The 24,208-nt window shown below is 40.5% G+C and carries 22 protein-coding genes; 16 read left to right on the forward strand and 6 right to left on the reverse strand.

Annotation, left to right across the window (positions count from 1 at the left end; genetic code table 11):
* The first annotated feature begins 7 nt into the window (after window positions 1-7).
* The 9 genes from glcT (at window position 8) to BAE31_RS16270 (ending at window position 10,517) form a co-directional block, all read left to right on the forward strand.
* Window positions 8-862, forward strand: a complete 855-nt coding sequence (gene glcT, locus BAE31_RS16230) for a glucose PTS transporter transcription antiterminator GlcT (RefSeq protein ID WP_024424695.1) — start codon at window positions 8-10, stop codon at window positions 860-862.
* Window positions 863-1,064: 202 nt separating this feature from the next.
* A complete protein-coding gene (gene ptsG / locus BAE31_RS16235) occupies window positions 1,065-3,164 on the forward strand; it encodes a glucose-specific PTS transporter subunit IIBC (protein ID WP_024424696.1) in 2,100 nt (699 codons plus the stop codon).
* Between the two features lie 93 nt (window positions 3,165-3,257).
* Complete coding sequence (locus BAE31_RS16240) at window positions 3,258-3,524, forward strand: phosphocarrier protein HPr (RefSeq protein WP_003211078.1); 267 nt, start codon at window positions 3,258-3,260, stop codon at window positions 3,522-3,524.
* Entirely contained in the window at window positions 3,524-5,242 is a 1,719-nt protein-coding gene (gene ptsP, locus BAE31_RS16245; RefSeq protein WP_041106058.1) for a phosphoenolpyruvate--protein phosphotransferase, read from the forward strand. Before BAE31_RS16240 ends, ptsP begins: the two co-directional genes overlap by 1 nt.
* 100 nt (window positions 5,243-5,342) lie before the next feature.
* Window positions 5,343-5,585 (forward strand): transcriptional regulator SplA domain-containing protein, encoded by a 243-nt coding sequence (locus BAE31_RS16250; RefSeq protein ID WP_044331928.1) that lies wholly within the window; start codon window positions 5,343-5,345, stop codon window positions 5,583-5,585.
* Between the two features lie 82 nt (window positions 5,586-5,667).
* Window positions 5,668-6,696, forward strand: a complete 1,029-nt coding sequence (splB, locus tag BAE31_RS16255) for a spore photoproduct lyase (RefSeq protein ID WP_041106060.1) — start codon at window positions 5,668-5,670, stop codon at window positions 6,694-6,696.
* A gap of 114 nt (window positions 6,697-6,810) precedes the next feature.
* Window positions 6,811-8,772, forward strand: coding sequence for a methyl-accepting chemotaxis protein (locus tag BAE31_RS16260; RefSeq protein ID WP_041106062.1), 1,962 nt, complete (start codon window positions 6,811-6,813; stop codon window positions 8,770-8,772).
* A gap of 73 nt (window positions 8,773-8,845) precedes the next feature.
* Window positions 8,846-9,631 (forward strand): SDR family oxidoreductase, encoded by a 786-nt coding sequence (locus BAE31_RS16265; RefSeq protein ID WP_076840953.1) that lies wholly within the window; start codon window positions 8,846-8,848, stop codon window positions 9,629-9,631.
* A 13-nt stretch (window positions 9,632-9,644) separates the two neighbouring features.
* Window positions 9,645-10,517 (forward strand): NAD(P)-dependent oxidoreductase, encoded by an 873-nt coding sequence (locus BAE31_RS16270; protein ID WP_076840954.1) that lies wholly within the window; start codon window positions 9,645-9,647, stop codon window positions 10,515-10,517.
* A 70-nt stretch (window positions 10,518-10,587) separates the two neighbouring features.
* Here the strand turns inward: BAE31_RS16270 and BAE31_RS16275 are convergent, their stop codons facing one another.
* Window positions 10,588-11,382 carry a CAP domain-containing protein gene (locus tag BAE31_RS16275; RefSeq protein WP_075622934.1) on the reverse strand — a complete coding sequence of 265 codons (795 nt, stop codon included), beginning with the start codon at window positions 11,380-11,382 and terminating at the stop codon, window positions 10,588-10,590.
* 337 nt (window positions 11,383-11,719) lie between these two features.
* Here BAE31_RS16275 and BAE31_RS16280 point away from each other — a divergent pair, with 337 nt between their 5' ends.
* Window positions 11,720-13,846 carry a peptidoglycan D,D-transpeptidase FtsI family protein gene (locus tag BAE31_RS16280; protein ID WP_046310786.1) on the forward strand — a complete coding sequence of 709 codons (2,127 nt, stop codon included), beginning with the start codon at window positions 11,720-11,722 and terminating at the stop codon, window positions 13,844-13,846.
* Between the two features lie 156 nt (window positions 13,847-14,002).
* Window positions 14,003-15,832 carry a PAS domain-containing sensor histidine kinase gene (locus BAE31_RS16285; protein ID WP_025092344.1) on the forward strand — a complete coding sequence of 610 codons (1,830 nt, stop codon included), beginning with the start codon at window positions 14,003-14,005 and terminating at the stop codon, window positions 15,830-15,832.
* A 25-nt stretch (window positions 15,833-15,857) separates the two neighbouring features.
* On the opposite strand, the gene BAE31_RS16290 is transcribed toward BAE31_RS16285, so the two are convergent.
* Window positions 15,858-17,027 (reverse strand): aminotransferase A, encoded by a 1,170-nt coding sequence (locus BAE31_RS16290; RefSeq protein WP_024424705.1) that lies wholly within the window; start codon window positions 17,025-17,027, stop codon window positions 15,858-15,860.
* A gap of 293 nt (window positions 17,028-17,320) precedes the next feature.
* Between BAE31_RS16290 and BAE31_RS16295 the strand changes: the two genes are divergently transcribed.
* Window positions 17,321-18,205 (forward strand): cation diffusion facilitator family transporter, encoded by an 885-nt coding sequence (locus BAE31_RS16295; protein WP_025092345.1) that lies wholly within the window; start codon window positions 17,321-17,323, stop codon window positions 18,203-18,205.
* 64 nt (window positions 18,206-18,269) lie between these two features.
* Here the strand turns inward: BAE31_RS16295 and BAE31_RS19775 are convergent, their stop codons facing one another.
* Window positions 18,270-18,422: a hypothetical protein gene (locus tag BAE31_RS19775; RefSeq protein ID WP_162842519.1), complete on the reverse strand. Its 153-nt coding sequence runs from the start codon at window positions 18,420-18,422 to the stop codon at window positions 18,270-18,272.
* Window positions 18,423-18,723: 301 nt separating this feature from the next.
* On the opposite strand from BAE31_RS19775, the gene BAE31_RS16300 reads away from it, so the two are divergent.
* The 3 genes from BAE31_RS16300 (at window position 18,724) to BAE31_RS16310 (ending at window position 21,681) form a co-directional block, all read left to right on the forward strand.
* Entirely contained in the window at window positions 18,724-19,263 is a 540-nt protein-coding gene (locus BAE31_RS16300) for an RDD family protein (protein WP_024424707.1), read from the forward strand.
* A 125-nt stretch (window positions 19,264-19,388) separates the two neighbouring features.
* Complete coding sequence (locus BAE31_RS16305; RefSeq protein WP_076840955.1) at window positions 19,389-20,699, forward strand: MFS transporter; 1,311 nt, start codon at window positions 19,389-19,391, stop codon at window positions 20,697-20,699.
* Window positions 20,700-20,772: 73 nt separating this feature from the next.
* Entirely contained in the window at window positions 20,773-21,681 is a 909-nt protein-coding gene (locus BAE31_RS16310; protein ID WP_024424709.1) for a chemotaxis protein, read from the forward strand.
* Between the two features lie 35 nt (window positions 21,682-21,716).
* Here BAE31_RS16310 and BAE31_RS16315 read toward each other — a convergent pair whose 3' ends face one another.
* Entirely contained in the window at window positions 21,717-22,178 is a 462-nt protein-coding gene (locus BAE31_RS16315) for a YkyB family protein (RefSeq protein ID WP_070325765.1), read from the reverse strand.
* A gap of 315 nt (window positions 22,179-22,493) precedes the next feature.
* Between BAE31_RS16315 and BAE31_RS16320 the strand changes: the two genes are divergently transcribed.
* Window positions 22,494-22,925 (forward strand): hypothetical protein, encoded by a 432-nt coding sequence (locus tag BAE31_RS16320; protein WP_046310795.1) that lies wholly within the window; start codon window positions 22,494-22,496, stop codon window positions 22,923-22,925.
* Between the two features lie 139 nt (window positions 22,926-23,064).
* On the opposite strand, the gene BAE31_RS16325 is transcribed toward BAE31_RS16320, so the two are convergent.
* Both BAE31_RS16325 and BAE31_RS16330 read right to left on the reverse strand, forming a co-directional pair.
* Window positions 23,065-23,280 (reverse strand): hypothetical protein, encoded by a 216-nt coding sequence (locus tag BAE31_RS16325; protein ID WP_046310797.1) that lies wholly within the window; start codon window positions 23,278-23,280, stop codon window positions 23,065-23,067.
* Between the two features lie 287 nt (window positions 23,281-23,567).
* A partial coding sequence (locus BAE31_RS16330; protein WP_139336398.1) for a transposase occupies window positions 23,568-24,208 on the reverse strand: 641 nt, incomplete at its 5' end.

Here is a 24,208-nt window from a genome sequence, read left to right on the forward strand (position 1 = left end):
GGTGGGGATGTTCATGGAATCCTTCACCGTTGATAAAGCGTTAAATAATAATGTCATCATCGCAAGACACCCTTCTTTGGGCGAAGTGGTTCTGATTGGGAAAGGGATCGGCTTCGGTAAAAAATCGGGGGATCTTCTCGATCAAGACGTGTTTGAAAAAATGTTTGTGTTAAAAAACACGAAGGAACAAACAGAATATAAACAACTGCTTCATCATATTGATGAGAACATGATTGAGCTTGCCAATGACGTCATTTATCATATACGAGAAAAAATGGGACAACGATTGAATGAGCATATACATGTTGCACTGACCGACCATATTGCGTTTAGTTTTAAGCGGGTGCAGCAAGGCTATGATATCACGAACCCTTTTATGCTTGAGACGCAATCGCTTTACCCTAAAGAATACGAGGTTGCAAAGGAAGTCGTTGAACTGATTAACGAGCGGCCAGATGTCGAAACGAAGCTGCCAGAAGGAGAAATAGGCTTTATAGCGCTTCATATTCATTCAGCTTTGACGAATCGGCCTTTATCTGAAGTGAACCGTCATTCGCAGCTCATTACACAAATGGTCCAAGTCATCGAAGATTCATTTCATATGAAAGTAGACAGAGAAAGTATTCATTATTTACGCTTATTACGCCATATTACGTTTTCAATTGAGCGTATTAAACGGGGAGAATCATTAGAGGAGCCAGAAAAATTGCTTCATCTATTGAAAAATGAATATCCTTTATGCTACAATACTGCTTGGAAAATGATCAAAATTTTGCAGCATGCATTGAAAAAGCCTGTACAGGATGCTGAGGCTGTCTACCTGACACTTCATCTGTACAGATTGACAAATAAAATTTCATAGTTTCCTTGAAACGTGTAACTGATTCGATCAGGCATGAGTGACTTAAGGTAAATACAGGATAAGATCCTGTTATTTGCGCAACCTTATATCACCATGCCTTTTTTTGCGTTTGAAAGTGAAATGTAAACGGTTAATTATGAAATGTACGTCAGGGAGCATCCCAAATGTATGTTGTAAGCGAAAACAAAAGGAGGTTCAACCAGTGTTTAAATCACTTTTTGGTGTGTTGCAAAAAATTGGACGAGCACTCATGCTTCCAGTTGCGATCCTTCCTGCTGCTGGTATTTTACTGGCACTTGGGAATGCGATGCAAAATCCGCAGCTGATTGATGTAGCTCAATTTTTAAGCAATGATACAATTCAGCTTGTTGCAAGTGTCATGGAGAATGCGGGGAACATCGTTTTCTCGAATCTTCCGCTATTATTTGCTGTAGGGGTTGCCATCGGTCTTGCCAATGGAGACGGAGTGGCAGGGATTGCCGCTATCATCGGTTACCTTGTCATGAACGTCACGATGAGTGCTGTATTAATGGCCAACGGATCCATTCCATCCGATTCACTCAAACTGGCCCAGTTCTTCAAGGAAAGCCATCCAGCATATATTAATATGCTCGGCATACCGACTTTGTCTACCGGCGTTTTTGGCGGGATTATCGTCGGGGTATTAGCAGCTTATATGTATAATAAATTTTACAAAATTGAGCTTCCGCAATATCTTGGCTTCTTTGCTGGTAAGCGTTTTGTTCCAATCGTTACTTCTATTTCAGCACTTATTTTAGGGCTATTGATGCTAGTCATTTGGCCGCCAATCCAAGGTGCACTGAACTCATTTTCAACAGGACTGCTCGCAGCGAATGAGCCGCTGGCTGCCTTTGTATTCGGTGTCATTGAACGATCATTAATTCCGTTTGGTCTGCACCATATTTTCTACTCACCATTCTGGTATGAGTTCTTTAGCTACAAGAGCTTATCAGGAGAGCTTGTCCGTGGTGACCAGCGTATTTTCATGGCGCAAATCAAAGATGGTGTTCAGCTGACAGCTGGTACATTCATGACAGGGAAATATCCGTTCATGATGTTCGGTCTTCCAGCAGCAGCACTTGCGATTTACCATGAAGCAAAACCAAAGAATAAAAAGCTAGTAGCAGGAATTATGGGATCAGCGGCCCTTACTTCTTTCCTAACAGGGATCACTGAACCACTTGAATTCTCATTCTTGTTTGTTGCACCAGTATTATTTGCGATTCACTGTGTATTTGCTGGATTATCCTTTATGATAATGGATATTCTAAACGTGAAAATCGGGATGACCTTCTCAGGAGGGTTAATCGACTTCTTCCTATTTGGTATCCTGCCAAATAGAACTGCTTGGTGGCTCGTCATTCCAGTAGGTCTCGTACTTGCTGTCATTTACTACTTCGGATTTAGATTCGCCATTCGCAAATTTAATCTGAAAACGCCAGGCCGCGAGGATGAAGCAGCAGACGGAGCAAGTGAGGCGAAGTCTGAAAAAGGTAATGACTTGCCTTATGAAATTCTTGAAGCAATGGGTGATCAAGAAAACATTAAGCACCTTGATGCTTGTATCACGCGGTTACGTGTCACTGTGAATGATCAGAAGAAAGTGGACAAAGACCGTTTGAAAAAGCTTGGCGCTTCTGGTGTTCTCGAAGTAGGGAACAACATCCAGGCCATTTTCGGCCCGCGCTCTGATAACTTAAAAACACAAATGCAGGACATCATTGCAGGCCGCACGCCTCGCCCAGCGAAAGACCCTTCTGCAAAAGAAGAAGTCAGCCAGCAGGTCGAAGAAGTTATTGCAAAGCCGCTTCAAAATGAGCAAGGGGAAGAAATTTTTGCTTCACCAATTACAGGGGAGCTTCATCCAATTACAGATGTACCAGATCAAGTATTCTCAGGGAAAATGATGGGTGACGGTTTCGCTATCTTGCCAACAGATGGAACGGTGGTTTCACCGGTAAGAGGGAAGATCTTAAATGTGTTCCCAACGAAACACGCTATTGGTCTGCAATCTGATGGTGGACTTGAAATTTTGATCCACTTCGGAATTGATACGGTCGGCCTCAAAGGAGAAGGATTTGAAGCATTTGTACAAGAGGGAGATCAAGTAGAAATCGGTCAAAAACTTTTAGAGGTTGATATTGATAAAATTAAGTCTGAAGTACCATCTTTGATGACTCCAATTGTATTTACCAACTTAAGTGAAGGACAATTTATTGACCTTCAAGCATCCGGTGAAATCAAAGCTGGACAAGAAAACATCATGAAAATTTCAAAATAATTTTCATAACTGCCGTTCTTGTTAGATGACAAGCTCGGCAGTATGATATAATATTGTGGATGTATTAATTGTATAAAAAGGAGATTGATAAAAATGGCTCAACAAACATTCAAAGTAACTGCAGATTCTGGAATTCACGCACGTCCTGCAACAGTTCTTGTACAAACTGCTAGTAAATATGATGCTGATATCAACTTAGAATATAATGGTAAAACAGTGAACCTGAAATCTATTATGGGTGTAATGTCTCTAGGAATTGCGAAAGGTGCTACAATCACAATCTCTGCTTCTGGTTCTGATGAAAATGATGCACTTGCTGCGCTTAAAGACACAATGAAAAGTGAAGGCCTAGGCGAGTAATGCAACAACTGAAAGGAATCGGTGCTTCAGCAGGCGTTGCGATTGCAAAAGCGTATCGTCTGGAAGAACCAGATTTAACAGTTCACCAAAAAGACATCAATGATCCAGAGACAGAAGTGAAGCGTTTTGAAGAAGCAATTCATGTTTCTAAACAAGAACTTGAAGCAATTAAAGAACATGCGCTAAAAGAGCTTGGCCAAGACAAAGCAGATATCTTTTCTGCCCACCTTCTTGTGTTAAGTGATCCTGAACTGCTAAGCCCAGTAAAGGATAAAATCAAATCTGATAAAGTAAATGCTGAATTTGCTTTAAAAGAAACAGCGACGATGTTTGTCACAATGTTCGAAGCAATGGACAATGAATACATGAAGGAACGTGCAGCGGATATTCGCGACGTAACGAAACGTGTGACTGGACATTTGCTAGGCGTTGACATTCCAAACCCAAGCATGATTTCTGAAGAAGTCATCATCATTGCTGAAGATTTAACACCTTCTGATACTGCTCAGCTGAACAGACAATTTGTCAAAGGCTTTGCAACAGATATCGGCGGTCGTACTTCTCACTCCGCGATCATGGCAAGATCTATGGAGATTCCAGCAGTTGTTGGGACAAAAGAAGCAACAAAAACGGTGAAAAACGATGATCTGATCATTGTGGATGGTATTACTGGAGACGTCATCATTCAGCCTTCTGAAGATGAAGTGAAAGCGTATCAAAAAAAGCATGAAGACTACTTAGCTCAAAAAGCGGAATGGGCGAAACTTGTTGACCAGCCAACGGTTACAAAAGACGGCGTTCACGTAGAGCTAGCTGCAAATATCGGAACACCTGAAGATGTAAAAGGTGTACTTGAAAATGGCGGCGAAGCAGTTGGATTGTACCGTACTGAATTTTTATACATGGGCAGAGACCAGCTTCCTACAGAAGAAGAGCAGTTCGATGCGTATAAAACAGTTTTAGAGAAGATGGAAGGGAAAGCAGTGGTTGTCCGCACACTAGATATTGGTGGCGATAAAGAACTTCCTTACTTGCAGCTTCCAAAAGAAATGAACCCGTTCCTTGGCTATAGAGCCATTCGCCTTTGCCTGGAAGAGCAGGAGATTTTCAGAACACAACTACGCGCCTTACTTCGTGCAAGTACATATGGAAACTTGAAAATCATGTTCCCTATGATCGCGACGTTATCAGAATTTAGAGAAGCAAAAGCCATTTTACTTGAAGAAAAAGAAGCATTGGTTGCCGCTGGTACAGACGTTTCTGATTCGATTGAAATCGGAATGATGGTAGAAATTCCATCAACGGCTGTCATCGCAGACCAATTTGCAAAAGAAGTAGATTTCTTCAGTATTGGAACGAATGATTTGATTCAATACACAATGGCTGCTGATCGAATGAACGAACGAGTGTCTTATCTTTACCAGCCTTACAACCCAGCGATTTTACGTCTTATTACGCTTGTAATCGAAGCAGCGCATAAAGAGGGTAAATGGGTTGGCATGTGCGGTGAGATGGCAGGAGATGAAATCGCAATCCCGCTTCTACTTGGATTAGGATTAGATGAATTCTCAATGAGTGCAACATCCATTCTTCCAGCTAGAACGCAGCTAAGCAAGCTTTCTAAAGAAGAAGCTGCATCATTTAAAGAGCATATTTTATCACTTAGCACAACAGAAGAAGTGGTTGATTTCGTCAAGAAGACGTTTCAACAGAACTAAGTGAATGAAAACCAGACAGGTGAAACTGTCTGGTTTTTTTGTCGAATTTTATCATATTGAGTCATATTGGGCAGTGAGAAGGGCACCCTATAATTAAAAAATGGAGGTGACCAGATTGCCTTTCTCAGACTACAAACCAGGTGATCAAGTATATGTGATTTATCGAAACCCACATGCTGCAAACGTAGCACAAATTAAAGAAGCAGAAATTGTTTCACATCCATACAACGAAGAAGAGCTTGCCCTCTTTTTACTTGAAACGTATCATCCACTAGCACCTGATGATGCTGTGTTTCCAACATATGAAGAAGCAGAAGCTCTTTATCAAGACTTGTTTGAATAAGGGAGATTTTAGAAAGGATAAAAGCCATCCTGTGCGGTTAAAGTAACGGTATGAAAACCTTAAAGGTAAGGATGTGCTTAATATGATCAAACCTTTCGTTCCCCAGCTTGTTTACATTGAACCCCGGGCGTTAGATTACCCGTTAGGACGAGAGCTGAAGGAAAAGTTTGAGGGTATGGGAATCGAAATAAGAGAAACGACTTCACACAACCAGGTCAGAAATATTCCGGGAAAAAATGACTTGCAAAAGTATCGTAATGCGAAGTCAACGCTTGTCATTGGTGTGAGGAAGACATTGAAGTTTGACTCGTCTAAACCATCTGCAGAGTATGCGATCCCATTTGCAACAGGATGTATGGGGCATTGTCATTATTGCTATTTGCAAACAACAATGGGAAGTAAGCCGTACATTCGAACGTACGTCAATGTAGAAGAAATATTAGATCAGGCAGATCAATACATGAACGAGCGGGCGCCGGATATCACGAGATTTGAAGCATCATGTACTTCAGACATCGTAGGAATTGACCATTTGACACATACACTCAAACGAGCGATTGAATACTTCGGGCAGACGGACCTAGGAAAACTTCGCTTTGTCACGAAATTCCATCATGTCGATCATCTGTTAGATGCAAAGCATAATGGCCGGACACGATTCCGTTTTAGCATCAATGCCGATTATGTCATTAAATATTTCGAGCCTGGCACATCACCGCTAGATAAGCGGATTGAAGCGGCTGTTAAGGTCGCAAAGGCAGGCTATCCTCTAGGCTTTATTATTGCCCCAATCTACATCCATGAAGGCTGGCAGGAAGGGTATAAAGTTCTATTCGAAAAGCTCGATGCAGCCCTTTCTGAAGATGTGAGAGACGATATCACCTTTGAGATGATTCAGCATCGCTTTACAAAACCAGCAAAGCGTGTGATTCAAAAAAATTACCCAAAATCAAAATTAGAGTTGGACGAAGAAAAAAGAAGATACAAGTGGGGAAGATATGGTATAGGAAAATATATCTATCAAAAAGATGAGGAACAAGAACTAAGAGAGACTTTAGAGTCATATATAGATCAGTACTTTCCTTCTGCAAAAATTGAATATTTTACTTAAAACAAGCCTATACGGCTTGTTTTTTTCTATTTAAATTTTCTTACAACTATTGAATGCGGTATCATTTTGCCGATATATAAATTAAGGTGTGAAAGTAGATGTAGGGGTGATGAGATGTTTAAGAAACTTCAAGTGAGAATAGCTGTTTTCATCTCAGTTATTTTAATTTTAACCGTCGTGGCTGTTCAAGTGGGGTCCAACTTAGTGTTAAGACCACTTATTGAACGAGATGCAAAAACCACCGCAGCAGCAACGGCAGAAAGTATGAGAGACATTATTACTGAAAAGCTTGATAATTACGGCAATACAATTAATAAACTCGCAACAAGTACAATGACTGAAGAATTTGCGCGAAAACAAACCAAGCAAACATTGGCTTTTGAAAACGATGAACTAAAAAACATGCAGGAACAGGATAAACTCATTTCGTTTGCCTATATAGGAACAAGTGACGGGAAAATGTTCGGCTTTCCGGAGTTCGATCTTGGCGAAGGATATGATCCATCTAAACAAGGCTGGTTTAAACAAGCAGCCGAAAAGCCTGATCAGGTCGTTTGGACAGATCCATATATTGATGAAGCAACGAAAAAAATGATTGTCTCAGCCACGAAGGCGATTGTCAAAGATGGAAAGGTCATTGGGGTCGCTGGACTTGATTTGAAGCTGTCCTCCATTCAAACGTATATAAATGAACAAGAGATTCCTTATAAGGGGACCGCTTTCTTAGTTGATGGCACAGGCACCCTTTTGGCGCATCCAACAGAGCAAGGAAAAAACATATCAAAGGTCGCTTCTGTGAAAAAAGCGCTTGACAACTCAGGTGTTGATGACAGTAAAGAACTGACGGTCATATCTAAAATCAAAGAAGCTGATTGGACGGTTGGTGTCAGCTTTGAGAAAAGTAAACTGCTGTGGATCACAGAACAAATGAATCAGACAAGTATCATTATATCCGTCATTGCCATTATTCTTGCGATAATCCTCAGCTTCTTATTGGCAAGAAGCATTACAACGCCAATCAAGCGTCTAATAGAGCATGTGCGTAAGGTGTCAGAAGGCGATTTAACAAGTACGCTTGCAGTGAAATCCCAAGATGAAATTGGTTCCCTCACGAAAAGCATTAATCAAATGACCGAGGATGTCAGGGAGTTAATTGAAAAAGTGAAAGGGGCTTCAGATCAAGTTGTGAAATCAGCGGATGAAGTGACCCACATTTCAAATGAGACTTTGCTGTCTAGCGAACAGATTGCAACGGCCATTCAAGAGGTGGCAACAGGAGCGACTAAGCAGGCGTCAGATGCAGAAACGATTAATGAAAAATCAGAGTATTTGTATGAGAAAGTGCGCCATATGGGTGAGCTCGCTTCACAAATGCAAACCAACTCAAAATCATCTGAAGATGCAAGCTATAAAGGGCTTGACGCACTTGGTTTGCTCGTCCAAAAATCAACACAAGCGAGTGAAGAATCGAAAAAGGTTGAGCAAATGCTGCTAGACCTTGAGCATAAAACGAAAAATATTGAAAATGTCGTGACCGCCATCTCTGAAATCTCGGATCAAACGAATTTACTTGCACTGAATGCAAGCATTGAAGCAGCGAGAGCAGGAGAAAGCGGACGAGGATTTGCTGTAGTAGCAGAAGAAGTGAGAAAGCTTGCTGAACAATCTGCGCAGTCAACAAAACACATTAGTGAAACCGTCAAACTCATTCAAGATGAATCGAAGAAGGCGGCTGAAGCGATGACAACAGCAAGTAAAATGAATGAGGAACAAGGTGCCGCCATCAATGCAACAGGTGAGGCACTCAGCAGCATCACAATGGAAATGCAGGCACTTGTCGGTTCAATCGACAGCATTCATACACAGATTAATGAAATGACAGAAGAACAGCAGAAGATGAGTGACTCCATTCAAAGTATTGCTGCCATTTCAGAAGAATCTGCTGCCTCAGCTGAGGAAGTGCATGCGTCTACAGATGAACAAGTTCAAGTGTTAGAAAGAACGAAAACCTCAACTGAAATGCTGAACGAATCAAGCCAGGCACTGCGTCAGGCGGTTGACCGATTTAAGGTGTAATGAGCGGAAAGGAACCTTGCGATGTGAGCAAGGTTCTTTTTGTATGATAAAATAAACTAGAGGAGGTGTTGACATGGATGTCAATCTAACTGGAAAAAAAGCATTGGTAGCTGCAAGCAGTCAAGGTATCGGAAAATCGATTGCCTTTGCTCTAGCAAAAGAGGGAGCAGATGTGATGCTCTCGGGAAGACATGAACAGAAGCTGAAAGAAACAGTCAAGGAGCTGTCTCCGCTTGTCAAAGGACAGCTGACTTATCAAGTATGTGATGTATCTGACGCCGGGCAAATCAAGGCGCTTGTTCAAGCGGCGGCTGGTGATGAGAAGTGTCTAGACATTCTTGTGAACAATACAGGCGGGCCTAAAACAGGAACGCTCGACACCTTAACAGATGAAGATTGGATCGAATCATTTCAGCTTCATTTACTCAGCTATATTCGATTATTAAAAGAGGCATTGCCTTATTTGAAAAAACGCGGCGCACGTGTTTTAAATATTGCGTCAATGTCAGTGAAAGAACCGATCCCGGGCTTGATGCTGTCGAATACATTTAGACCGGCCATAGCCGGCTGGACAAAAACAGCCGCTCTGGAGTTTGCAAAGGATGGTATTTTGATCAATACGTTAGCACCGGGAAAAATTGAAACAGACCGTGTGAAACAGCTGGAGAAGCACCGCGCACAAAGAGAGAATCGAACGGTTGAAGAAATCAAAGCACAGGCTGAACGAGCGATCCCGCTTGGCCGTTACGGACAGCCAGAGGAATTTGCAGCATATGCAGCGTTTCTTTTATCTGAAGCCAATACATATATGACAGGTCAAACACTGATCATTGATGGTGGATTGACAAAGTCTCTTTAAGGAGGAACAAGTGATGGCACAAATCAAAACAGTTGGTTTTATAGGAATCGGTGTAATGGGTCACAGTATGGCAGGACATTTAATGGATGCAGGCTATGAAGTGATCGTTTATACAAGAACGAAAGCAAAAGCAGACGCATTGATTCGAAAAGGGGCATCATGGAAGTCGGCAGTAAAAGAGATTGCAGAAAGCGCAGATGCCGTCATCACAATGGTGGGATATCCCTCTGATGTAGAAGAGATCTATTTAGGTGAAGATGGGCTTGTGGCACATGCCGCGCCAGGTACATATCTCATTGATATGACGACATCGAAGCCTCAGCTTGCAAAAGAAATTGAGTTGAAAGCGAAGGAAAGAGGTATATTTGCATTAGATGCACCTGTATCAGGCGGAGACATAGGAGCCCAAAATGGAACGCTGGCCATTATGATCGGCGGAGAAAGATCAGCCTATGAAGCCTGTCTGCCGCTATTTGAGCAAATGGGTGAAAACATTCAATATCAAGGACCGGCAGGAAGCGGTCAGCATACAAAAATGTGTAACCAAATTGCCATTGCAGCGGGGATGGTCGGTGTCGCAGAGGCAATGGCTTATGCCGAAAAATCAGGGCTTGATCCAGAGCAGGTGCTCAAAAGCATCACAACAGGTGCAGCTGGCAGCTGGTCTTTGTCAAACCTTGCACCAAGAATGCTGAAAGGCGATTTCGAGCCAGGGTTTTATGTGAAGCATTTTATCAAGGATATGGGCATTGCACTTGAAGAAGCAGAGCTGATGGGAGAAGAAATGCCAGGGCTCTCACTTGCGAAGTCACTTTATGAAAAGCTGAGCGAACAGGGCGAAGAAAACAGCGGGACCCAGAGCATCTATAAATTATGGGTCAAATAGTTTGCCGCTTTAAACAAACCCTCAAAACAAACTAAAAACCTGACCCAAATAGGGACAGGTTTTTTTGATATTATTTTCCGATGAATTGCTGCGTCCAGTAGTTGCCAGATTTCACATAACCAACACCGATATGTGTATAGCTTTTGTTTAAAATGTTTGCTCTGTGGCCTTCACTATTCATCCATGCTGTCACAACTTCTTGAGGGGATCTTTGACCTTGGGCAATGTTTTCACCTGCTGATTTGTAAGTGATACCGAATTGCTTCATTTGATCAAATGGAGATCCATAAGTTGGGCTTGTATGAGAGAAATAGTTTTTATCTTTCATATCTTGAGATTTTGCGCGAGCAGATTTGCTTAATTTAGAATCAACAGAAAGTGCCTTTAAGCCTTGTTTTGCACGCTCTTTATTTGTAAGCTCAACCACTTCTTTTTCAAATGCATTTAAGCTGCTGTCTGCTTTTGATGCCGTTGTGTCTTTTTGGTCAGCTTTTGTGTTGCTGCTTGTGTTTTCTTTTGCTGGAGTGCTTGGTTTAGAAGCAGCTGGTTTTTTCACTGATTCTTGTTTTTGTTCTTGTTTTGCTTTGTTTACTTCTTTCACTACTTTTGTTCCTGTAACAGGTTGACCGCTTTTGATCAGTTTGTTTAATAGAGCTTCGATCTCTTTTTGATTCGACTTGCTTAGCTTGTTTACATCTGAAGAGATATGTAATTTTGCTGCTAATGTATGAAGATCAATGGCTTGATGCTGTACATTTATTACTTGTTTCAGGTTAAGCTCCTTCGCATCAGCTGAATGTCCTCCAGTGAATGTGATGAGTGCAGCAGCTGTCAGCGCTGAAAAAAAGAATGATTTCTTCTTCATATTGTAACTCCTCCTAAAATCTTTGTTTTGTTTTCTCACAAAAAATCATACCATGGACTTTTTGTTATAAACGTACCAGCATCCTCCATTGACAATGCCAGTTTGTCATTTTTGTTAAAGTCATCGTAAGAGCCGCTTCATATCAATGGATAGGGAATTCTTCCATTTAAAGAAAACGACATAAACATACCAATATTTTAAAGTGTTAGTATATTTTTTTGCAGATTAGGGATTGACAGCTTTTTTTCACCCGTTTCGCTGTAACAACTATTACAAAAGTGTTACAATAATGAGTGGTAATTGTAAAAGATTGAAAAGGATGAGAGGAGCTACATAAGTGGGAGAGAAACAGCATCAAGGTGCTGCCGAGCAAAAAAAAATCAAGCGCCGGAACGCCTGGAGAATTAATCTCTTTTTCTTCGCTGTATTTAGTTTATTTGCTGGACTTGTGATCAAGCTGGGTGTGCTGCAAATCGTCAATGGTGAAGATTATAAAAAGCAAGCCAACCGAACAGAGGTCAAAACAGCATCATACCCGTCTCCAAGAGGAAAAATGTATGACGCGAGAGGAAGAGTCGTCGTTGATAACGAAAGTGTACCTGCCATCGTTTATACATCAGAAAGCGGTGTGAAAGCGGAGGATAAGATTAAGGTAGCAAGAAAACTTGCGACTTATATAAAAATGGATACTGATTTTTTGAGAGAGCGTGACATTCGAGATTTTTGGCTGGCGAGCCATCCGAAAGAAGCGGATAAACTCATTTCAAAAGCGGAGAAAAAAGATATCGATGCAAAGGATGTCTATCCGCTTCAAGTAGAGCGTGTCCCAAAGAAAGAAGTCAAAGCGATCGAAAAGGATGCAGAGGAAAAAGCTGTTGCAGCGATCTACCGTAGATTTACAGGCGGATATGCCTTTGAGCCCCAAATCGTGAAGGCAATGAACCCAAACGAAGAGAAAAAAGGGGACGAAAAAGTTGCTCTACTCGATGAAACGAAAGAATCAAAACAGACTTCATCCGTAAGTCTAACATATGAAGAAATTTCACTTGTCTCAGAGCATCTTGATGAACTGCCTGGTGTGAACGTCATCAACGACTGGACAAGAAAATATCCGTATGAAAAGACCCTTTATAATGTACTTGGCGGTGTGACTACACCAGAGCAAGGAATCATTAAAGAGCGTGAAGATTACTATATGGCAAGAGGCTACTCGCGAAATGACCGGGTAGGGAAGAGCTATTTAGAATATCAATACGAGGATTTTCTAAACCCAGAGAAAGCGACCGTTCAATATACACAGGTTGGCGGGAAGCTGCTCGATGAAATCAAGCGGACAGAAGGACGAAGAGGACTTGATCTTGCGCTGACATTTGATATGGAGCTGCAAAAGGAAGTCGACAAAATCGTTGAATCAGAGCTTAGATCCGCCAGCGCGAGAAACTATATGATGGATCGTGCCTTTGTCGTCATGATGGACCCTCACACAGGGGATGTTCTCGCGATGTCAGGCAAGAAAATGGACGGCAGAGACGTCACAGATTATGCAATCGGAACATTTACGACCCAGTACGAAATGGGCTCTGTTGTCAAAGGAGCCACTGTCCTCTCTGGTTATCAAGACGGAATGTCACACAACCAAGCCTATATGGATACACCGCTCTACTTTGCAGGAAGTAATGGAAAACCGAAGCGGTCTTACAAAGATCTTGGATGGGTTAACGACATTCAAGCACTCCAAAAAAGTTCCAACGTCTACATGTTCCAAGTAGCGATGAGAATGGCGGGCATCACCTATCAAAAGGATGGTCCGTTACCTGCAAGGCCTGAGCACTTACAAAAAATGAGAAACTACTATGCGCAATTCGGTCTTGGCGTGAAAACGGGGATCGATCTGCCGCAGGAATCAAGCGGGATGCAGACGCATCCTAAGACGGTCGGCGGACTCTTGCTTGATGAAGCAATTGGTCAGTATGACACGTATACACCGCTTCAAGTGGCACAATACATGTCAACGATCGCCAATGGAGGAAGCCGTATTCAGCCAAGAGTAGTGAAAAGTGTTCATCTTCCAACGAAGAAGGATGAAGTAGGCCCAGTCGTAAAAAAATATGAGCCGAAAGTGCTGAATACGATTAACAACTCGAAAGCAGATATTGACCGCGTAAAAACGGGACTGAAAATGGTCACATCAACAGGCGGAACTGCCGCTGGCCGGTTTGGTCAGCATGATGTCGCAGGAAAAACAGGTACAGCGCAAACGTTCTACTATGGTGCCAACCGCAGCTGGTGGGGAAATTCAACGTACAACTTAACCTTTGGAGGATATTATCCTTCTTCTAATCCAAAGGTGGCGTTTAGTGTCGTGACACCTTATGTCTCAGATAAGGATCCTGTTATTAAAAACATCCCGAGTAAAATTGTGGATAAGTACGTTGAATTACAAAAGAAATATGAAAAACAATAAACCGCAGGGAGCACAGCAGCAGAAAGTGCTCCCTTTTTGCTGAAAATATGGACGTTTCCCTCGATGACAGAAGGAAAATACGGGTTTTCTAGCGAATCTTTTTTATACATCAATCTAAGGACAACCCTAAAAAATGAAAAGGAGGGTCGGACGACGATGGAACAACAAATGAAAGATTCGAATCAATTGTATTCGAACATCGATTTACATGCCGTTCTTTCTTCTAATGGCCGCTTTCTCTACATTTCTTCCAACTGTAAGCAGCTTTTGCTCTATGAACAAAAGGATTTACTAGGGTGTTTTTTGAAAGACTTTGTTCATACCGAAGATCAATTTCTCGTCGAAAGTTATTTTTACAATCAGCACATGCTAGAGGTTTGCCACTTTAGACTGCTAAGAAGTGATCTGACAGCTGTATGGATCGAAGCAAGCATTGATTTTGTTGCTTGTGATGGGTTAGACAACGAAGTAAGTAGAGAAATGATCCTGAAAATGAGGGTGCTGGATACTGAGCCCCAAAAAGCAGCATTTCAAACAACATCAAAAGTAGCAGAACAGTCGTTAGGCAGTCTGCCGGCTTTCCAAAATGTCGGTGAAGCTGAACAATTGATTGCCATGCTGCCAAATCCGTTATGTATTACGACTTTAGGGAAAATTGTGTATGCGAATGATGCGATGCTGCAATTAATGGGGGTAAGTGCAAGAGATGACATGATCGGCAAGTCCGCGTTTGATTTTATTGCTGAAGAGTACCATGATATTGTCAGAAGCCGAATAACAAGGCTGCAGCAAGGCCTTCCAGTCGGAATGATTGAACAGATATGGAAGCGTCAAGATGGGAGCAGTATTCATATTGAGGTAAAGTCATCACCGACGATTTATCAAAATCAGCGGGCAGAGCTTTTGCTGCTCGTGGACATCTCATCCCGTAAAAAATTCCAAACCGTTCTTCAAAAAAGCCGGGAGAGGTATCAGCTGCTCATTCAAAACTCCATTGATACGATTGCGGTCATCCATGATCACAAGTGGGTATTTATGAATGAATCAGGCATTAAATTATTTGAAGCCGAGCATTACGATAAATTAATAGGAAAGGATATCTTTCATCAAATCCATTCCTGTGATCAGCAAAAGGTTAAAAAGAGCTTATCACGTATTATTGAAAGAGCATCAGATTCTGAGATTGTCACGATGAGCTGTCATACGTTTAAACATAAGCTGATTTATACAGAAATGGTCTGTATCCCAACTACATTCTTTGGAGAAACAGCGGTTCAAATTATATTAAGAGATATCTCCGAACGTAAGCAGACAGAAGAGCTCATGCTCCGCTCTGAAAAATTATCGATTGCAGGCCAATTGGCGGCTGGCATTGCACATGAAATCAGAAACCCATTGACCGCCATCAAAGGCTTTTTACAGCTCATTAAACCGAAAACAAAAGATCGCGATCAATACTTCGAGATTGTTTTCTCTGAGCTGAGCCGAATAGAAATTATCTTGAGTGAGCTGCTAATGCTGGCGAAACCGCAGCAAACCTCCTCAATGCAGACGCTGGATTTGAAAAAAATCATCAGCGAAGTCACAGCCTTGTTAGAAACACAAGCGAACTTAAATGGCATTTTAATGAACACAAGTGAGATAGAGGAGGGTCTCCTGATGAACGGAGATCAAAATCAGCTCAAGCAAGTGTTTATCAATTTAATCAAAAATGCCGTAGAATCCATGCCGGACGGAGGAAAGGTAGACATCACAGCCAAAGCAGAAGGTGATGGAATACTTGTCACGATTCGTGATGAAGGGATCGGCATTCCTGAATCGGTGATGAAGCGGATTGGAGAGCCCTTTTTAACCACAAAGGAAAAAGGAACAGGACTTGGCCTCATGGTCACATTTAATATTTTAGAAAATCATAACGGGACGATCCGTGTGGATAGTCAGCCTGAAAAGGGCACCGTATTTCACATCATGTTTCCTGCAAAATAAAAACAACGGCAAGAGAGCCGTTGTTTCAATCTAGCGAATGAATAGAACGTTTTTCGAGTACAAATTGTTCTAGCCGGTCAAGTCCTTCTTTCAGCGTTTCAAGTGAATAAGCGTAAGACAGGCGCACATACCCTTCGCCGAGTGGAGAGAAAGCAGAGCCTGGTACGACCGCAAGTCTTGTACTTTCTAACAGCTCCATGCAAAAATCAAAGGAACTCATCCCAAACGATTCAATGGATGGAAAAATATAGAAAGCGCCAGAAGGTTTAATCACCGGAAGCCCCATAGAAATGAGCCGATCATATACATAATCGAGTCTTTTCTTATATTGCTCTCTCATGATCAGTGCATCATCCACACCATTTGTCACAGCTTCAAGTGCCGCCTTTTGTGAGACAGCCGAGGCACAAGACACGTTATATTGATGTACTTTTAATACATGTTTAGCAATTGGAGCTGAAGCAAATAAAAATCCAATTCTCCATCCAGTCATGCTATGAGATTTAGACAGTCCATTGATGACAATGGTCTGTTCTTTTAAGAAAGAGGCAATTGAATGATGCGGCCGGTCAAATGTCAGCTCGCTGTAGATTTCATCGGATAAAATAAAGATGTCTTTTCCTTCAAGGAGCTGGGCAATTTCTTTCAATTCTTCTTCTGAAAGCGTGACACCAGTCGGGTTTGAAGGGTAAGGAAGAACCACACACTTTGTCTTTTCCGTTAGCGCATCCTCAATCAGCTTGGCATTCAATTTAAAGCCGGCATTCGTTGTGTCAATATGTACGGGCATGGCACCGCACATTCGAATGATCGGTTCATATCCGGGGTATACAGGTCCAGGTAAAATGACCTCATCGCCTTCTGTTAAAATGGTTCGAAACGCAGCATCGATTGCTTGACTTGCACCTGTCGTCACAATGATTTCTGACTCTGCATCATAATCAAGATTCACTTTCTTCTTGATATAATGCTGGATCGCTTGTCTTAGCTCTAGGAAACCAGCATTGTGAGTGTATGAGGTGTAATTCTCGTCAATGGCTGCTTTGGCAGCTGTTTTGACATGATGCGGCGTATAAAAATCGGGCTGGCCTATCGTCAATGAAACGACATCTTCATATGACGATACGAGATTTGAAAATGTTCGAATGCCTGAAATTTCAATATCCTTTACTCTTGGATTCAGCAAATGCTCCATTTCTCATCACCTTAAAAATTTATGTTTTTATCCTATTTTACCATTCACTGCATAAATGTCACCTGCGAAAGGCACTGGATATCGTTATATGTAGTCTATTCTCCTATCCATCACCGCATGAGTGATATATTAAAGAAAGAGCAACATTTATTATAGCGTAACCTCAAGAGAAAATACAGGCTGTGATGAAGATGATTAGAAAACGGCAAAACTGCGTAAACTGAAAGAACGTGAGAATCAGGGTCATGGGAATTGCTTTCATAGACATACGATCTCCTAAAGGAGGACGATAGATGGAACAATCAGCGAAGACATCGAAAATCGCGTTTCTATCCGTGCTGAGCAACACATTTGTTGTCATCTTAAAAATCATTGTGGGTCTATTAACCGGATCTGTCGCGGTTTTATCAGAAGCCATTCATTCGTTTCTCGATTTAATGGCATCGTTTATTGCATTTATTTCTGTTCGTATTTCAAGAAAGCCAGCAGATTCTAAACATCCTTATGGACATGGAAAAGTCGAAAATATTTCTGGAACGATTGAGACACTGCTGATTTTCGTTGCTGGCATTTGGATTATATACGAATGTGTTCACAAATTAATGCATCCAGAGCCAGTCAAGCTGCCTGTGCTTGGCATTGTGGTCATGCTGCTAGGTGCGCTCATCAATTTTGTTGTATCGAGGATTGTGAACAAAGAGGCTGAGCGAGTACATTCAGTTGCCATGAAATCAAATGCACTGCATCTTTTAACGGATGTGTTTACGTCATTAGGGGTGGCATTTAGTTTATTGCTTGTGGCATTAACCGACTGGTATTTCCTAGATCCGATCATTGGAATGGTTCTGGCCCTCTTTATTATGCGTGAAGCGTTTAAACTCATGAAGGAAGCCTTCCCGCCGCTTGTTGATGCTCGGTTAACACCAGAGGAAGAACAATCAATCGAAGCGATCATTCAAGGATTTAGTCAAGAATTTATTGAATATCATGACTTTCGAACAAGGCGGTCTGGTGCCGAGGAATATATTGATTTTCATTTGATTGTAGATGGAAAGACAACGATTGAAGATGTTCACCAATTATGTGATCGAATTGAAGAGAAGATTCAGCTGGAATTTCCGCATGCACAAATCTTTATTCATGTGGAACCTGAAAGTGAAAGAAGCGCACAAACGTAAAAAAGGCGATCAACCTATTCTCAGGTTGTATCGCCTTTTTTTACGCTTCATCTATGAAATGAAATCAATATCCATAAGCAGTATCGTAGTCTTCATACCAAGAGATATAAGCTGTGTCATCATTTGACAAACCATGCTTCATATCTAAAAAGTCAGCCTCGCAAATATCTTCAATTACAGTCATTTCGTTGTTCTTTAATAATACGACAGTTCCCATCATGAACACCTTTCTTTAAAAAATCCTTGACTATTGTACCATTTGAAGAATCATTGTCAACAGAAGAATGGAAACAAGACGAAAATATCACAAAATGTTAAAAAATCAGGAGGTAAAAGAACTAGAAGTGCCATGTTTTTCACAAATTTTCAGTATTTATTCACATAAATCGCTTAGATCAAACTGATCTAAAATGTATGTAAAAGTGTAAAGCTCCATTGATCTTGCTATATTCATAGGATATAATAACGGATGATTATAAGAAATTTATAGAAAACATACATAATAAAGGAGAAATAGGATGGAAACCAACATAACAGAACCACACATTCAAGAAAAGAAGCATCCTGAGCTAGCAGGTGTAGGCTATCGTTTTCTTGCACACCTTTTGGACGGTATCATTATCGGTGTACCAATTGCATTTATCATGTTTATTTTGGCGTCAGTCTTTTTTATCTCAAGCCCAGAGGCAGCAATGATGATGGATGACGACAGTTATTACTATTCTTCAACCGTCATAACGGATGAGGAGTGGGAAGCTATTATGGGACTGATCTTTTTCTATATAGGGGCAATCTTGATGGGTACCGTGGTGACATGGCTTTATTACGCCATCATGGAATCATCAAAATTGCAAGGAACACTTGGAAAGATGGCTCTCGGCATCAAAGTAACAAAAGTCACAGGCGAAAAGGTCACATTTGGCCGTGCAACTGGCCGCTTCTTTGCAAAAGGCTTTTTGTCTCCGATCTTATATATTGGCTATATCATTGCCTTTTTCACAGAGAAAAAACAAGCACTTCACGATTTGATTGCAAGCACCATTGTTGTGAAGAAATAACGAAAAAAGCACCTCTGCTATATGGTAAGAGGTGCTTTTTTTCATAGATCGCTTGTATGGATGAGGGAAACAGCACATAAAATAGAATGATAGTGAAAAATGAGGCAGGGAAGGGAGACAATCGATTGAGAACAGGAAAAAAGACCGCACAGAAAAAAGGGGCAGGCTTTGGGCTGTTTTTGACAGCACCTGTGCTGGCCTGGGCGTTGTATGATTTTGCAAATACGATCTTTTCATCAAATATGATCACCATTTTCTTCCCGTTTTACTTGCAGGAAACGATCGGGGACAGTGCGAGAATGGACCAGATCGCCAGCACCTTTATTTCTTATGCAAACGCACTAGCCAGCTTTTTTCTCGTCATTTTTACACCTTTATACGGAGTGCTGATTGATCGTACAGGAAAAAAGAAACGTTACATTACGGTGTTTACGTTCATATGTATTGCCTGTACGCTTTTGATGGGGATTTTTGCTGGGATTGATTTCTCAAGTGAATGGTTTGGGCTGCCTGTTTCTTTATTAGTCGTGGTTACCTTGTTTGTGATCGCAAAGTTTTTTTATCATTCTAGTCTTGTTTTCTATGACACCATTTTGCCCGATCTTGGGACAAAAGAAGAAATCCCGCTTATTTCAGGATTTGGTATCGCCGTTGGCTATTTAGGAACACTTGTCGGTCTCTCTGTTTATTTACTTGTCGGCAATGACCAGTTTCATGAAGCATTTATTCCGACAGCTCTTTTATTCCTTATCTTTTTTCTACCCTTTCTCTTTTTTGTAAAAGATCCTCATCCGCTGCCTCAGCCAGAGAAAAAGGCGTCTTTTTTCAGCGGGTATAAAGAGATTATTCAAACGTTTAAAGAGATGAAAAAGTACAAGCCAGCTTTTATCTTTATGATTGCTTTCTTTTTTATGAATGATGCTTTACAAACAGCGATTGCGATGATGGCTGTTTATGCCAAAATCATCATTGGCTTTACCGCTGGGCAATTTATTTTGCTCTATCTTGTATCGACCATTTCAAGTATCATTGGCTCCTTTCTGTTTGGATATATCACAAAAGCGATAGGGGCAAAGCGATCGATTACAGTTGTGTATGTCATTTTGATTGCTGCGCTGATTCTGGCTGTGACAGCGGCAACCGAATGGGTCTTCTGGATAGCGGGCAGTTTATTCGGGATTTCACTTGGCGCAAGCTGGGGAGCATCACGAATCTTGATTATTGAACTGACACCGAAGGAAAAAAGGGGACAGTTTTTTGGCCTCTTTGCATTCTCAGGGAAGGTATCTTCCATTATCGGGCCGATCATTTATGGCTCAGTTACCCTGCTGTTTGCAGAGCACGGAAATCTCGCAAGCCGCCTTGCACTAGGGTCTTTGCTCATCCTTGCAGCGATAGGACTTGTGATTCATCAATTCGTTCGAGAGAAAGCGTAAAGAAACGTCAACTTTTTACCTATGCTGCCGATATAAAAAGTACAATCTTATATTGAAGAATAGAGGGATTTCCGTGGCTTTAAACAAACAAGAAATTTTACTTGACTCTGGTACCAATGAATTGGAAATTGTGAAGTTTGAAATTGGTGCAAATCAATTCGGCATTAACGTCATGAAAGTAAGAGAAATCATTCAGCCGGTTGAGGTGACGGTTGTACCGCACTCTCACCAAGATGTAGAAGGAATGATTAGTTTACGAGGCGAGATTTTACCAGTCATCAATCTATTTTCCTTTTTTAATGTCGAGTCAGATCAGTCAGAACAAGAGAAATATATTGTGACTGAATTCAACCAACGGAAATTTGTGTTCCATACAGGAACGGTATCACAAATTCACCGCGTCAGCTGGGAAGAGATTGAGAAGCCGACTGCACTCAATCAAGGGATGGACCGTCATTTAACGGGCATCATTAAGCTTGATGAAAAAATGATTTTCCTTCCAGATTACGAAAAAATCATTTATGATATTGAATCCGCTTCTGGTGTTGATACGTATCATATGTTTGACGGTGAGAAAGACGAGAGAAGAACAGGGAAGAAACTGTATGTCGTTGAAGATTCTCCGCTTCTCATGCGTTTATTAACAAATGAATTAACCGAAGCAGGCTATAAAAACATTGTGACCTTTGAAGATGGCAAACAGGCATATGATCATGTCATGGACCTTGTCAGCAAAGGAATCAGTGTCACAGAAGAAATTGATATGATTATTACGGATATTGAAATGCCTAAAATGGATGGCCACCGGTTAACAAAACTGCTAAAGGACAATCCTTTAACAAATTCCATTCCGATTCTTATTTTCTCTTCGTTAATCACTGAAGATTTGCGTCATAAAGGGGAAACGATCGGGGCAGATGATCAAATCAGTAAACCAGAAATTCATCAGCTGATTGAAAAAGTCGATCATTTTATTATCTAAACAAAAAACCACTCGGTATGAGTGGTTTTTTCTGTTTAAAAATAACTTTCCCCGAGTCGTTTGAAGACGGGCTTTGTGTAATGTGATGTTTGTTTTGTGGCGGCAGGTTTTTCTTTTAAACCGACATACGTTTGAAGTATTTGCTTTGCTCGGTTTAATGACATATTCGCTTTTGGATTGCGATATGATTGATTTAAATTTCCTAAGTGTGGCAAAAATTCGAAGTCTTCTTTCGTTGGTGGCAGGTGAAAATAATAATCTCCAATTTCAATCAGCACGTCGGACTGTTGTTGACTATACTTGGGATTGTTAGAGAAATGTAGGCCCACTTTTCTTCCTTTACCTTCTTGCAATAGTTTTTGCAGCGCGCGTTTTTTCAAAAGATAAAGAAACTTGGGGTTTGGTGCGGTCTTAGCATGGCGGTTAACAGTATAAATGGCTTTTGCGATGTTTTCTGCTGTAGGTTCTATGTCTTTAGTATGAGCATAATCGTCCATTTTTTCTCTCCTTTGTCTTTCGTCTTCCTGTGCTTAGTATAAATTATACGTTTTTATTGGTAAATTGCAAATAGGGTTATTGTTAAAAGTGATATATGTATTGGACTTGGTCGGCATTTTTTTAAATTATGAACATGACTTTGATGTTTATTATAGAAACAAAATGGGATTAAATACGAAAAAAATTATTTATAATATGAAAATTTAATAAATAATTTTGAAAACGTTTTTGTATATTGTAATTCAGAAAGAATTGTTGATCAAAATGTAATAATATTATATAATTTCTATATATTTTAAAAAAAGGGTGATTTTATGAAGTTAAGACTAGTAATATCGTTTGTATTTTTATGTGTATCAATCTTTTTTTCTATCGATGCATCAGCTGCTACTAGCAATTGGCAAACCCCTTATTTTGCTAAATCTACATGTAAGGTAAGAGTATGGACAGATGCTACCAATTATTCTAAAAAAGCTAAAACTGTTGATTTTACAATTGAACAAAATGGTAAATGTGGTGAACTAAGATATGATGCTCATTTGTCCCCAATCGGACTCTATACATATACCGCAAAATTTGAAAGAGGGAGTTTTAAATATAAAACCCCGCTGAAAAAATTAAGCTTAAATCTACCAGAATACAAACATAGAGGATATGAAGCTGTTGTACATGTCGATTTATCTAGTAAGAATGGTAAAGATCTAGGGTATGTACAATCTAAAACAATTAATATAAAAAAACGTTAGAAACCTCATAAAAGTTAATAACTAATATATATAATTCATTCTCCCTTTAATAGGGAGAATTTTTATTTTACAAATTAAAGTTAAATAGGTTTAGATGACTGCAGATTTATCATATGTAAGACAAACATAACATCATGTTTTATTTTGTATGAATAGAATAAGCGCAATAGAAACATCCATTAAAATCAGCTTCATTCGTCAATTGTTTGGCTTCTTCAATGGCGCTTTCACCATTCATATGCAGGCCAATCAACGTTCGGCTTGCAGCATCACCTAAAAATGCACAATCTTCTGTATGTACAACAAATTGTCCCTGTTGATCTTTTGTATGAATAAAATAGTAGCTTTTTAGCATTTCTTTCACCTCCAACCTGACTATCCTACTATAAAACTTCCAAATGTGTAAAGGAATTTTATTAAAAATGTTGTAATTTTATACACATTTTTGTTATATGAAAACCCAAAAAAGGGGTCAACATAACGAGAGATACTATATCGATGGAGGGTTTAGTGCTGCAAGATATGATAAAAATGAAAAAAAGACTTTCTTTATAAAGAAAGTCCCAGACCGTAGACAAACCCCACCTTTATTTCAAGTAAAAGTGGGGTTTTCACTTATTTTAATAAAATTGATAAGTTACTTTACACTGGGCATGGCTCTTTCCATGTCCAGTTTGCTAATTTCTTAAGATTCATGGCAGCGAAAGTAAGCATCGCCTGCATCGAAACTTTTTTCAGTCCTCGAAGTTTCGTCCATCGCATTCCATGCTTTTCTTTTGCATCCGCAAAAACGCGTTCGATCGTTTCTTTCCGTTTTGCATAGATGTTCTTATTCATTTTAGTGAGTCTCAGATGGTCTGCTTCGTCTAGGTAGTCCTGCCAAAAATGTCGGTGAATCTGTTTGATGTGATTTTGACTTTGTGTACAGTTATCTAAAAACGAGCAGGGTTTACATACCTCTGAATCAGACGCATATTGCTTATATCCCTCTCTAGTTGTTGTACGATAAGAGAGAATTTGCCCGTTGGGGCAAATGTAACAATCAAAATGTGCGTCATATACGTATTCATTCTTTTTCAAGTAACCAACTTTTGTTTTCGGGCGAGTGTAAGGCATGACAGGTCTTATCTTTTGATCCATTAAAAACTTGGCGATATAAGGTGTTTTATATCCAGCATCTACTGCGACTACATTGGGTTTTCCGACTTTCTTTGTCACCTTTGATACGAGTGAATCTAACATACGACTATCATGAACATTTCCACCAGTGACCAGTGTTCCTA

The organism is Bacillus sp. I-2 (assembly GCF_001974945.1).
In the GTDB taxonomy this organism is placed as follows: domain Bacteria; phylum Bacillota; class Bacilli; order Bacillales; family Bacillaceae; genus Bacillus; species Bacillus safensis.